Genomic DNA, 12,666 nt, shown 5'->3' on the forward strand with positions numbered 1-12,666 from the left:
TGACGGAGATTTCGCGCGTCGCTAGGTTCGCGCAACTTTTGGAAGGCTTAGTGCAGTGATGCGCAAGATCGTTACCATTCTCGTATGCAGATGCGCCACCGGCGGAGCAGCTTGAACGCTGTTTCGAAGCTTGGTGGCGCGTGACGAGGGGCCTTCGGGCCCCTTCGTCGTTTCTGGGCCGAATGATCATGTTGATTGGATTTGCGCAAACGGCCTGCTGGGAACGGGCGCAGAGGAGTGGATGAGATGAGCAGGGAAATGACGGGCGCCGAAATGGTCATGCAGGCGCTGGCCGATCAAGGGGTCGACCATCTGTTCGGCTATCCCGGCGGCGCCGTGCTGCCGATCTACGATGCCCTGTTCCAGCAGAACAAGGTGGAGCACATCCTGGTGCGTCACGAGCAGGCGGCGGTGCATTCCGCCGAGGGCTATGCCCGCTCTTCCGGCAAGGTGGGCGTGGTGCTCGTCACCTCCGGCCCCGGCGCCACCAATGCGGTCACCGGCCTCACCGACGCGCTGATGGATTCGATCCCGATCGTGTGCATCACCGGGCAGGTGCCGACCCATCTGATCGGCAATGACGCGTTCCAGGAATGCGACACGGTCGGTATCACGCGCCCCTGCACCAAGCACAATTATCTCGTCCGCGACGTGAACGATCTCGCGCGCGTGCTGCATGAAGCCTTCTACGTGGCGCAGAACGGGCGGCCCGGCCCGGTCGTGGTCGATATTCCCAAGGACGTGCAGTTCGCCACCGGCACCTATGTCGGGCGTGAGAACATCCAGCATAAGACCTATCGCCCGAAGCTGGTCGGCGATGCCGACAAGATCGCGGCGGCGGTGGAGATGATCGCGAGCGCCAAGCGGCCGATCTTCTATACCGGTGGCGGCGTGATCAATTCCGGCCCAGAGGCGAGCCGCCTGCTGCGTGAGCTGGGACGCCTGACCGGTGTTCCCGTGACCTCTACGCTGATGGGCCTTGGCGCTTTCCCGGCGGCGAGCCGCCAATGGCTCGGGATGCTGGGCATGCACGGCACCTATGAAGCCAATATGGCGATGCATGGCTGCGACGTGATGGTTTGCATCGGTGCGCGCTTCGACGACCGCATCACCGGCCGCCTCGACGCGTTTGCGCCGGGCTCTAAGAAGATCCACATCGATATTGACCCGTCCTCGATCAATAAAAACGTCAAGGTGGACCTGCCGATCATCGGCGACTGCACCAAGGTGCTGGAAGCGCTGGTGGCGGAATGGAAGGCGAAGGACAAGCAGATCGACCGCGACGCGCTTGACCTGTGGTGGAAGCAGATCGACCGCTGGCGCGGCCGTAATTGCCTCGCCTATCGCCAGGGCACCGACATCATCAAGCCGCAATACGCCATCGAACGCCTTTATGCAGCGACCAAGGACAAGGACGTCTACATCTCCACCGAAGTGGGCCAGCACCAGATGTGGGCGGCGCAATTCTTCCGCTTCGAGGAGCCGAACCGGTGGATGACCTCTGGTGGCCTCGGCACCATGGGTTATGGCCTGCCGGCCGCCATCGGCGCCCAGATCGCCCATCCCAATGCCCTGTGCGTGGATATTGCGGGGGAAGCCTCGATCCTGATGAACATGCAGGAAATGTCGACGGCGGTGCAATTCGAGCTGCCGGTCAAGATCTTCATCCTAAACAATCGCTACATGGGCATGGTGCGCCAGTGGCAGGAATTGTTGCACGGCGGGCGTTACGCCCACTCCTATTCGGAAGCTCTGCCGGACTTTGTGAAGCTGGCGGAAGCTTATGGCGGGGTCGGAATCCGCTGCGACAAGCCTGCCGATCTCGACGCGGCGATCGCCGAGATGATTGATATCAAGCGGCCGGTGATCTTCGACTGCATCGTCGACCAGCAGGAAAACTGCTTCCCGATGATCCCCTCGGGCCGCGCCCATAACGAGATGATCCTCGGCGATATGGCGGTGGATCTCGACGATGCTATCACCGACGAGGGCAAGATGCTGGTGTGAGCGGCTCGGGCGGAGCACGCACCCTCGCGCCCTCTCCCGCGTTTTGGAGAGGGGTGGGGAGGGGGCATGTGAAGCAGTGAACGTGTGAGCGCCCTTTCCCCTCCCTGACCCTCCCTCGCGCGCGGAGAGGGAACCTGCCTGAGATCAGAGACTTTCCCTATGTCCCAACCCACCGAACGCATCGAACGCCACACGCTCTCCGTCCTGGTGGACAACGAGCCGGGCGTGCTCGCCCGAGTGATCGGCCTGTTTTCCGGCCGGGGCTATAATATTGACAGCCTGACCGTGTCTGAGGTGAGCCATGAGGGCCACCTCTCGCGCATCACCATCGTCACGACTGGCACGCCGATGGTGATCGAGCAGATCCGCAATCAGCTTGATCGTCTGGTGCCGGTGCACCGGGTGCGCGATCTCACGGTGGAGGCAACCTCGGTCGAGCGCGAACTGGCGATGGTGAAGGTGCGCGGAACGGGCGATGCACGCAGCGAGGCGCTGCGCCTTGCGGAAGCGTTCCGAGCCCGCGTCATCGACGCTACTACCGAGAGCTTCGTTTTCGAGATCACCGGCAAGTCCGACAAGATCGACCAGTTCGCCGTACTCATGACCCCGCTCGGCCTCGTCGAGGTGTCGCGCACCGGCGTCGTCGCAATTTCGCGCGGCCCCGAGGCCATGTGAAGCGGGCGCCGTCGATGCAGAGCTGCGGCCGTCGCCATGCGTGCCCGTGCTTGCACTGATGCGAGGGGCTGGGATACCTGGGGGCCGAAAAGAAAGCCGCCGAATGGTGTGGAGGAGTTTGCCCGGTCGATGCCGGATTGCCACCCCACCGTTCGTTCAGGCCCGTCTCGATGGCGGTCCCTGGTCCTGCCTTGAGTTCGAACAATCCAAGAAACGCCCAACAGGAGAGAATGATGCGCGTTTATTACGATCGTGACGCCGACCTGAACCTCATCAAGGGAAAGAAGGTTGCCGTCGTCGGCTATGGCAGCCAGGGCCATGCCCACGCGCTCAACATGCGCGATTCCGGCGTCAAGGATGTCGTGGTCGCGCTGCGCCCCGGTTCCGCCACCGCCAAGAAGGCCGAGGCCGAGGGCTTCAAGGTAATGTCGCCCGCCGAAGCTGCCAAATGGGCCGACGTGGTGATGATGCTCACCCCCGACGAACTGCAGGCCGACATCTACAAGGAGAGCCTGCACGACAACATGAAGAACGGCGCCGCCCTGCTGTTCGCCCACGGTCTGAACGTGCATTTCAACCTGATCGAGGCCCGCAAGGATCTCGACGTGTTGATGATCGCTCCCAAGGGCCCCGGTCACACGGTGCGCTCCGAGTACCAGCGCGGCGGCGGCGTGCCGACCCTGATCGCGATCGCCCAGGATTCCTCGGGCAATGCCCATGACCTCGGCCTCAGCTATGCCAGCGCCATTGGCGGCGGCCGCGCCGGCATCATTGAGACCACCTTCAAGGAAGAGTGCGAGACCGACCTGTTCGGCGAGCAGGTGGTGCTCTGCGGCGGCCTTGTTGAACTGATCCGCGCCGGCTTCGAAACCCTGGTCGAGGCTGGCTACGCCCCCGAGATGGCCTATTTCGAATGCCTGCACGAAGTGAAGTTGATCGTCGACCTCATCTATGAGGGCGGTATCGCCAACATGAATTATTCGATCTCCAACACCGCCGAGTACGGCGAATATGTCACCGGCCCGCGCATCATCACCGCCGAGACCAAGGCCGAGATGAAGCGCGTGCTCACCGACATCCAGTCGGGCAAGTTTACCCGCGACTGGATGCTGGAGAACAAGGTCAGCCAGACCTCGTTCAAGGCCACCCGCGCCAAGGCCAATGCCCACCAGATCGAGGAAGTCGGCGAGAAGCTGCGCGCCATGATGCCCTGGATCAAGGCCAAGGCCCTGGTCGACAAGACGAAAAACTGATCGGCTAGAGATCCAAGAGCCGCGCTGGCCCCGGAGCAATCCGGGGCCATTCTTTTTCGTGCATCGAGTCCCCGCGGCTTGCCTGGGGTTGCGGCCATGTTCCCTGAGCCGGGGCTGCGGCGCGACGGGTTGCGCCTCCTGAAAGCCCATGCAATAAGCCACCCACTATCGAACGGCTGGAACGGCTTTCAGGCAACGGAAGCAGAGCTGGCCCGGTTCGCATGGTGCGATTTCGGAGGCTTTGAGCAGGTGCTGGGGCTAGCCACGAAAGACGACGCACCCTTGCCGCCACTGGCGGTGGATCTGGACGGCACCCTCACCACCTCCGATACGCTGCACGAAGGTTGCCTTGCGTATGTGAAGACCGGTTTGCAGGACATCGTTGATCTGGCCGCGCGGCTCGGCGAAGGTAAGGCGGCGTTCAAGCGTGCGGTCGCCGACCGCACCGAATTCGACGCTGCGCTGCTGCCCTATAATGAAGAATTGCTGGCCTATCTGAAGGCGCAGAGGCGCGCGGGCCGGACGATTGCGCTCGTCACCGCGGCGGACCAGTCCATAGCCGATGCGGTGGCGGCTCATCTTGGCCTGTTCGACATGGCCCGCGGCTCGCAGAACGGGGTCAATCTTTCCGGCACACGCAAGCTTGCCGTGATCCGCGAGATGCTTGGCGATCGGTTTGTCTATGCCGGCGATGGGCCGGTGGATGCCCCGATCTTTGCAGCCGCGGAATCGGTGGTACTGGTCGGAAATGTGGCGCGGCTGAAGCCTCTGCTGCCGGCGGGAAAATCCATCGAGCAGGCCTTTCATGTGAAGCGCGCGGGTGCGCGCACCTGGGCGAAGGCGCTGCGTGTCCAGCATTGGGCAAAGAACACTTTGGTGTTCGTCGCACCGATCCTTGGCTTCAGCCACGCCACGCCGGCCTTGGCGTTCAATGCCGTGCTGCTGTTCCTGGCCATGGGGGTACTCGCCTCGGCGACCTATATCATCAACGATCTGCTGGACCTTCCGTCGGACCGCCAGCACCCGCGCAAACGCCACCGCCCGTTCGCATCGGGGTCTATTGCACCCCGCGATGGGGTGTTTGCGGCTCTTGGGTTGTTTGTGCTTGCCGGTCTCATGGCACTGGCTCTGCCGGCCGCCGCTGCGGCGACCCTTGTGGCCTATGCCGGGGTCACGCTGACCTATTCGCTGATCCTTAAGCGCCAGCCGATCATCGACGTGTTCGTGCTGGCGGGCCTTTTCACGCTGCGGGTCTTGGCCGGCAGCCTGCTGGCACCGCAAGCGGTTTCGCCCTGGCTACTCACGTTTTCCATGCTGATCTTCCTCGGCCTTGCGATGGTGAAGCGCTATGCGGAGCTGAACCGGGTGGTGCAGGCGGGCGGTACGGGCGTCGTGTCGCGCGGCTATACGGTGCGCGACCTGCCGCTGCTGCTGGCAGCTGGCGTGTCGAGCAGCTTCTGCGCCATCGTCATCTTCATGGTCTATCTGATCAACGAGCAGTATCCGAGCGACATCTACCGCCACCCCGGCATGCTCTGGGCACTGATGCCCTTGGTGCTGATCTGGGTGCTGCGCGTGTGGCATCTGACCGTGCACGGTCGTATGAGCGAGGATCCGGTGGTGTTCGCCTTGAAGGATCGCTTCTCGCTCGCCCTGGGCATCCTGGCCCTGCTCACCCTTTGGGCGGCGTCCTGATGCAAAGCGTTCGGCGCGCCTATCGCTCCTGGGGCGGCGTGCTGCGCGCTGAGAGCGACGTCGTGCGTCCGCTCGATCCCGCCCGCGCGGCGCGGTTGGTCCAGGATCCGCATCCCCAATCCCTCATCGCCTATGGGTGCGGCCGCTCCTATGGCGACGTCGCGTTGAATCCCGGAGGGATGCTGGTGGATACCCGGCATCTCGACTGCTTCATGGCGTTCGATCCCGAAAGCGGCCTCTTGACCTGCGAAGCCGGCGTGCGCCTTGCGGACATTTTCGCGGTGATCTCGCACCCCGAGGCTGATGGCTCCGGTTGGATGCTGCCCGTGGTGCCGGGCACACGCTTCGTGAGCGTGGGCGGGGCTATCGCCAATGACGTCCACGGCAAGAATGATCATGCCTGCGGCAGCTTCGGAAACCATGTGGTCTCGCTTGAACTGGCGCGCAGCGACGGCAACCGGTTCATCTGCTCGCGCAAGGAAAATCCCGGCCTGTTTTCAGCTTCCATCGGCGGCATGGGCCTCACCGGCCTGATCCTTTCCGCGACGCTGCGCCTGCGCAAGGTGAGTGGGCTGGCGCTGGAGAGCGAGGAAATCCGCTTCGGCCATCTCGACGATTTCTTCGCCCTGGATGCAGAGAGCGCCGAGGATTGGGAATATACCGCTGCCTGGGTGGATTGCCTCGCCAAGGGCGCTCAGCTTGGGCGCGGCATTTATCTGCGGGCGCGTCATGCGCCAGGTGTGGGTGCCCCGCCGCCGTCGCGTGCGACGAAGATCGTCGTGCCGTTCGCGCCGCCCATCTCGGCGGTGAATGCCCTGTCGCTGCGCGCCTTCAATGCTGCGTATTGGCGCAAGCTTGGCAAGAGTGGCCGCAAGGCGCAGGTCGCATCCTACGAGAAGACCTTTTTTCCCCTCGACGCCATCGGCCAGTGGAACCACCTTTATGGGCCACGCGGCTTCTATCAGTTTCAGGCGGTGATCCCGACCGATGCGGCACGCGACGGCACGGCTGACCTGCTGCGTGCGATTGTTGCGGCAGGGCAGGGCTCCATGCTGGTGGTGCTGAAGCGTTTCGGCACGGTGGGTTCGCCTGGGCTGATGTCCTTCCCCATGCCCGGCGTGACATTGGCGCTGGACTTTCCCAACCTCGGGGAGGGCACGCTGCGCCTGCTGCGCCGGTTGGAGGAGATCGTGGTGGCCGCGCACGGCCGCATCTATCCCGCCAAGGACTTTTCCATGTCTGCCGAGACCTATGCGAAGGGCTATCCAGCCCTGTCCGCGTTCCGGCACTTTCTCGATCCGGCGATGTCCTCGGCGTTCTCGCGCCGCGTCGGCATTCACCCGGCGGAGCCCCAGCCATGACCGAGACCACGCGCCGCGTCGCCATTTTCGGCGCCACATCCGACATTGCCGTTGCCTTTGCACGCCAATGCGCGGAGGCGCGCCAGCGTCTTGTGCTGGTGGGCCGCGACCGGACTGCCCTCGACCGTATTGCAGCCGATCTTTCGGTGCGTGGCGCGCCCAAGGTGGTGGTGCAGGAAGCCGATTTCACACGCACGGCCGATTTGCCTGGCGTCGCCGAAAACGCCTGGAGCGCGCTCGGCGCCCTGGACGTGGCCCTGATTGCCTATGGCTCTCTGCCCGATCAGGCACGTGTATCGGCCAATGCGGTGGAGGGAGAGGCCGCGCTGGCGCTGAATTTTGTCAGCCCCGCCCTGCTTGCCGACGCGCTCGCCGCGCGATTTGAGGCCGTTCGCGGCGGCACGCTTGCGGTGATCACTTCAGTCGCGGGCGACCGGGGCCGGCAGAGCAATTATCTTTATGGCGCCGCCAAGGGCGGGCTGCAGAAATTCCTGGAAGGCCTGCGGCATCGCCTGTTCAAGGCGAACGTCGCGGTGCTGGACGTGCGCCCCGGCTTCGTCGCAACCAAGATGACGGCTCATCTCCCCCAGGGCGGTCCGCTCTGGGCGACGCCGGAGAAGGTGGCGGGTGACATCGAAAAGGCCATCTCCAAGCGGGGCGCCGTGCTCTACACGCCGTGGTTCTGGATCGGCATCATGGGGATCGTGCGCAATCTTCCGCGCCCGCTATTGCATCGCAGCAAACTCTGACCCGGCCGCCGGCTGAGGTGCGGGGCCTGCGCGCTCGCGCCTCATCCCCTTTGGCCGATTGAACCAAAGAGACGATTGCGACTTTCCGGCGCACCCCTCACACTCCCCCCATAGGACAAGAAAACCTGGGTGGAAACGTAGAGGTGGATTCATGTTGGCATTGTTGGTGATCATCGCCTGCGGCCTGCTTGCCGTCGGCTACGGAGTCTGGGCCGGGCGCGCGGTCATGTCGGCCGATCCCGGAAACGCGCGGATGCAGGAGATCGCAGCCGCCATTGCTGAGGGCGCACAGGCCTATCTCAAGCGCCAATACACGACCATCGGACTGGTCGGCATCGTCATCTTCATTGTGGTTGGATTTTTGCTGGGTTGGCTTGTGGCGGTGGGCTTTGCCGTGGGTGCGATCCTCTCTGCGCTTGCCGGCTTCATCGGCATGAACGTCTCGGTCCGGGCCAATGTGCGCACCGCCCAGGCGGCGACGAAATCGCTCGCAGGTGGGCTCGACTTGGCCTTCAAGGCGGGCGCGGTCACCGGCATGCTGGTGGCGGGTCTGGCTCTGCTCGGCGTCACGGTCTATTTCGCCGTGCTCACCAAGGGCCTCGGCATGGCGCCGGGCAGCCGCACCGTCGTCGACGCGCTGGTGGCACTCGGCTTCGGCGCCTCGCTGATCTCCATCTTCGCGCGGCTCGGCGGCGGCATCTTCACCAAGGGTGCGGACGTGGGCGGCGACCTCGTGGGCAAGGTGGAGGCGGGCATCCCGGAGGATGATCCGCGCAATCCCGCCACCATTGCCGACAATGTGGGCGACAATGTCGGTGATTGCGCCGGCATGGCCGCCGACCTGTTCGAGACCTATGTGGTGACGGTGGTGGCGACCATGGTGCTGGCGGCGATCTTCTTCGCCAATACGCCGGCGCTGGAATCCATGCTGCTCTATCCGCTCGCCATCGGCGGGGTGTGCATCATCACGTCCATCGCGGGCACCTTCTTCGTGCGGCTCGGGCCGACGTCCTCGATCATGGGGGCGCTCTACAAGGGGTTCGGCGCGAGCGCCGGGCTCTCGGTATTCGCGCTCGCCTTCGTCACCTGGGTGCTGGTGGGCTTCGGGCCGATCTCCGGCGGTACCCTCACCGGCACCAGCCTGTTCCTGGCGGGCGTGACCGGGCTCGCTGTGACCGGCGCCATCGTCGTCATCACCGAATATTACACCGGCACCGGCTATCGCCCGGTGGTGTCCATCGCCCAGGCCTCGGTGACGGGGCACGGCACGAACATCATCCAGGGCCTCGCCATCTCGCTGGAATCCACCGCGATGCCGACGCTGGTGATCATCGCCGGCATCCTGGTGGCCCATGGCCTCGCCGGCCTGTTCGGCATCGCCATCGCCGCCACCACCATGCTGGCGCTGGCGGGCATGGTGGTCGCGCTCGATGCCTTCGGCCCGGTGACGGACAATGCCGGCGGCATCGCGGAAATGGCCGGGCTTCCCTCGGAAGTGCGCCATTCCACCGATGCGCTGGACGCGGTGGGCAACACCACAAAGGCCGTGACCAAGGGCTATGCCATTGGCTCCGCCGGCCTTGGTGCGCTGGTGCTGTTCGCGGCCTATAGCCAGGATCTGAAGTTCTTCACCAGCACGGCGGCCCCCGGCACCTATTTCGCCGGGGTCATGCCGAACTTCTCGCTGGAAAATCCCTACGTGGTGGTGGGCCTGCTGTTCGGCGGCCTGCTGCCGTTCCTGTTCGCCGCCATGGGCATGACGGCGGTGGGACGGGCGGCCGGCGCCATCGTGGAAGAGGTGCGGCGCCAGTTCCGCGAGCATCCCGGCATCATGACCTATGCCGAGAAGCCGGATTATTCCCGCGCCGTGGATCTGCTCACCAAGGCGGCGATCAAGGAGATGATCATTCCCTCCTTGCTGCCGGTGCTCTCGCCCATCGTCTGCTATTACGTCATCTATCTGGTGGCGGGCGGCGGGGTCGCGGGCAAGTCCGCTGCCTTCTCGGCGGTTGGCGCCATGCTGCTTGGCGTGATCGTGACCGGCCTGTTCGTCGCCATTTCCATGACCTCGGGTGGCGGCGCGTGGGACAATGCCAAGAAATCGTTCGAGGACGGCTTCGTGGATAAGGACGGCGTGCGCCACTACAAGGGTTCGGACGCGCACAAGGCCTCGGTCACCGGCGACACGGTTGGCGATCCCTACAAGGACACGGCGGGACCTGCGGTGAATCCCATGATCAAGATCACCAACATCGTCGCGCTGTTGCTGCTGGCAGTGCTGGCGCATTAAGGCGATATCGTCTTCGCGGTAGCCGCGTCATCTCGTGGCCGAAGCTAAGCTAAGGCTAGCCCCCTCCCTGTCAGGGAGGGGACCCCACTTTCTGAAACACTGATCTGCCGACCGGAGCACGGGACGCCTGCGAATCGCTGCTGGCGGCAACGGCGTTCGGCGTCTTTTCCAGCCGCTCCTCTGCGCCCGGCATTGGCATCCACTACTGCCGATGCGGCGGTGAAGGTCGGCGCCGCGCGTGCATGGAACGTGAGCGGAGCGGTATGGATCATGGCCTTCACCGCGGTGGTGAGGCCGCGCTCAAACGAGACTTGCGTGCCATGCAGGGCACGGGGAGGTGCTGCGAAATCAGGCACTCTTTCTTTGCCCGGCGCGATCGTGTAGGAACGCGCCCGACTGACCTTTTATCGGACCTGCGCGCGGTTCCCGGACCATTTGGCGGACGCCGGCGCGAAGACGTGGATTCCATGCAGACTGTTTTGATTGTCATTCATCTGATGGTGGTGCTCGCGCTGATCGGCGTAGTGCTGATCCAGCGCTCCGAAGGCGGGGGTCTGGGCATCGGCGGCGGGGGCGGCGGCGGAAGCGGCGGGTTCTTCACGGCACGCGGCAGCGCAAACCTGCTCACCCGTGTGACCGCCATCCTCGCGGCGATCTTTTTCGTGACCTCCATCTCGCTGACCGTTCTCGCCGGCTGGGGCCGTACCCCGCCGGCCCTGCTGAGCCCGAGCGCACCGACCGGCCCGGCGGTTCCGCAAAGTGGCAGCACGATTCTCGATCAGATCCGCCCGCAAGCGCCGGCAACGCCAGCCGCGCCGGCTCCCGAGGCGGCTCCGGCCCCGAGCGGTCCGCAGGTCCCGAAGTCTCAGTGATCGTGTATCGCGGCGCGAGCGCCGCGATATGAGGTTCTCCACAGGCGAGGCGATGCCGGAACGGCATTGCTCTCGCCGAATCGCGTTTGCGCGGATTAGAGTCTAAGCCCATGGCGCGCTATATCTTTATCACCGGCGGCGTCGTGTCCTCGCTGGGCAAGGGCCTCGCTTCCGCAGCCTTGGGCGCGCTTCTTCAGGCGCGCGGCTATACGGTCCGGCTGCGCAAGCTGGATCCCTATCTGAACGTGGATCCGGGCACCATGAGCCCGTATCAGCATGGCGAAGTGTTCGTGACCGACGACGGGGCCGAAACCGACCTCGACCTCGGCCATTACGAGCGCTTCACCGGTCGCCCCGCCACCAAGCGGGACAATGTTACCACTGGCCGCATCTATCAGGACATCATCACCAAGGAGCGGCGCGGCGACTATCTCGGCGCGACTGTCCAGGTGATCCCTCACGTCACCAACGCCATCAAGGACTTCGTCCTGGAAGGCAATGAGGGATATGATTTCGTCCTGATCGAGGTGGGCGGCACGGTCGGCGACATTGAGGGCCTGCCCTTCTTCGAGGCCACCCGTCAGCTCAAGAATGAGCTGCCGCGCGGCCATGCGATCTTCATCCATCTCACGCTGATGCCTTTCATCCCCTCGGCCGGAGAATTGAAGACCAAGCCGACCCAGCATTCGGTGAAGGAACTGCGCTCCATCGGCATCCAGCCCGACATCCTGCTGTGCCGTACCGACCGGGAAATCCCGCGCGAGGAGCGACGCAAGCTGTCCCTGTTCTGTAATGTGAGGGAAAGTGCGGTGATCGAGGCGCGGGACGTGGACAACATCTACGCCGTCCCCGCCGCCTACCATGCCGAGGGCCTGGACACCGAGGTGCTGGCCGCGTTCGGCATCGATCCCGCCCCGGCACCGAACCTCAAGCGCTGGTCCACCATCGAGAACCGGGTGCGTAACCCGGAAGGCGAAGTCACCATCGCCGTGGTCGGCAAGTACACCGGTCTTAAGGATGCCTACAAGTCGCTTATCGAGGCACTCGCCCATGGCGGCATCGCCAACAAGGTGAAGGTCAATCTCGACTGGATCGAGAGCGAGACCTTCGAGCATGAAGACCCCGCTCCATACCTGGAGCATGTGCACGGCATACTGGTGCCCGGCGGTTTCGGCCAGCGCGGGGCGGAGGGGAAGATCCGCGCCGCTCAGTTCGCCCGCGAACGCAAGGTGCCCTATCTCGGCATCTGCTTCGGCATGCAGATGGCGGTGATCGAGGCGGCCCGGAACCTGGCCGGCGTGCAAAACGCCAATTCCACCGAGTTCGGCGAGACCAGTGAGCCGGTGGTTGGCCTTTTGACCGAATGGCTGAAGGGTAATGAGCTGGAACGCCGCTCGGCAGCCGGCGACCTCGGCGGCACCATGCGGCTCGGCGCCTACCACGCCGTACTCAATGGCGGCAGCCGGGTATCGGAGATCTATGGCGAGAGCGATATTTACGAGCGGCACCGTCATCGCTACGAAGTGAACACCGCTTATAAGGACCGCCTTGAGCAGCATGGTCTTCGTTTCTCCGGCATGTCGCCGGATGGGCTGCTGCCGGAAATCGTGGAATATGCCGACCATCCCTGGTTCATTGGCGTGCAATTCCACCCGGAACTGAAATCGCGGCCGTTCGAGCCGCATCCCTTGTTTGCGTCCTTCGTTGGCGCAGCAATGGAGCAGAGCCGGCTCGTCTAGCCCGAGCCCGCCTTTCCCAAAGGAT

9 protein-coding genes are annotated in these 12,666 nt (G+C 64.2%); all 9 read left to right on the forward strand.

Features of this window, described 5'->3' with window-relative positions; all coding sequences use genetic code 11:
• The first annotated feature begins 246 nt into the window (after nucleotides 1-246).
• The 9 genes from V5F77_RS11740 to V5F77_RS11780 all read left to right on the forward strand — a co-directional run bounded on the left by V5F77_RS11740 (nucleotide 247) and on the right by V5F77_RS11780 (nucleotide 12,641).
• On the forward strand, nucleotides 247-2,007 hold the full coding sequence (locus V5F77_RS11740) for an acetolactate synthase 3 large subunit (protein ID WP_429005533.1): 1,761 nt from the start codon (nucleotides 247-249) through the stop codon (nucleotides 2,005-2,007).
• 159 nt (nucleotides 2,008-2,166) lie between these two features.
• Nucleotides 2,167-2,682 (forward strand): acetolactate synthase small subunit, encoded by a 516-nt coding sequence (ilvN, locus tag V5F77_RS11745; protein WP_429005534.1) that lies wholly within the window; start codon nucleotides 2,167-2,169, stop codon nucleotides 2,680-2,682.
• 233 nt (nucleotides 2,683-2,915) lie between these two features.
• Nucleotides 2,916-3,935, forward strand: coding sequence for a ketol-acid reductoisomerase (ilvC, locus tag V5F77_RS11750; protein ID WP_429005603.1), 1,020 nt, complete (start codon nucleotides 2,916-2,918; stop codon nucleotides 3,933-3,935).
• Between the two features lie 96 nt (nucleotides 3,936-4,031).
• A complete protein-coding gene (locus V5F77_RS11755; protein WP_429005535.1) occupies nucleotides 4,032-5,630 on the forward strand; it encodes a UbiA family prenyltransferase in 1,599 nt (532 codons plus the stop codon).
• Nucleotides 5,630-6,991 carry an FAD-binding oxidoreductase gene (locus tag V5F77_RS11760; RefSeq protein WP_429005536.1) on the forward strand — a complete coding sequence of 454 codons (1,362 nt, stop codon included), beginning with the start codon at nucleotides 5,630-5,632 and terminating at the stop codon, nucleotides 6,989-6,991. The genes V5F77_RS11755 and V5F77_RS11760 overlap by 1 nt, the downstream gene beginning before the upstream one ends.
• Complete coding sequence (locus V5F77_RS11765; protein WP_429005537.1) at nucleotides 6,988-7,740, forward strand: SDR family oxidoreductase; 753 nt, start codon at nucleotides 6,988-6,990, stop codon at nucleotides 7,738-7,740. The genes V5F77_RS11760 and V5F77_RS11765 overlap by 4 nt, the downstream gene beginning before the upstream one ends.
• A gap of 151 nt (nucleotides 7,741-7,891) precedes the next feature.
• Nucleotides 7,892-10,030 (forward strand): sodium-translocating pyrophosphatase, encoded by a 2,139-nt coding sequence (locus V5F77_RS11770; RefSeq protein ID WP_429005538.1) that lies wholly within the window; start codon nucleotides 7,892-7,894, stop codon nucleotides 10,028-10,030.
• 467 nt (nucleotides 10,031-10,497) lie between these two features.
• Nucleotides 10,498-10,902, forward strand: coding sequence for a preprotein translocase subunit SecG (secG, locus tag V5F77_RS11775; RefSeq protein ID WP_429005539.1), 405 nt, complete (start codon nucleotides 10,498-10,500; stop codon nucleotides 10,900-10,902).
• A gap of 110 nt (nucleotides 10,903-11,012) precedes the next feature.
• Nucleotides 11,013-12,641: a CTP synthase gene (locus tag V5F77_RS11780; RefSeq protein WP_429005540.1), complete on the forward strand. Its 1,629-nt coding sequence runs from the start codon at nucleotides 11,013-11,015 to the stop codon at nucleotides 12,639-12,641.
• Nucleotides 12,642-12,666 lie beyond the last annotated feature (25 nt).

The organism is Roseixanthobacter psychrophilus (assembly GCF_043195195.1).
Classification (GTDB): Bacteria; Pseudomonadota; Alphaproteobacteria; order Rhizobiales; family Xanthobacteraceae; genus NCEH01.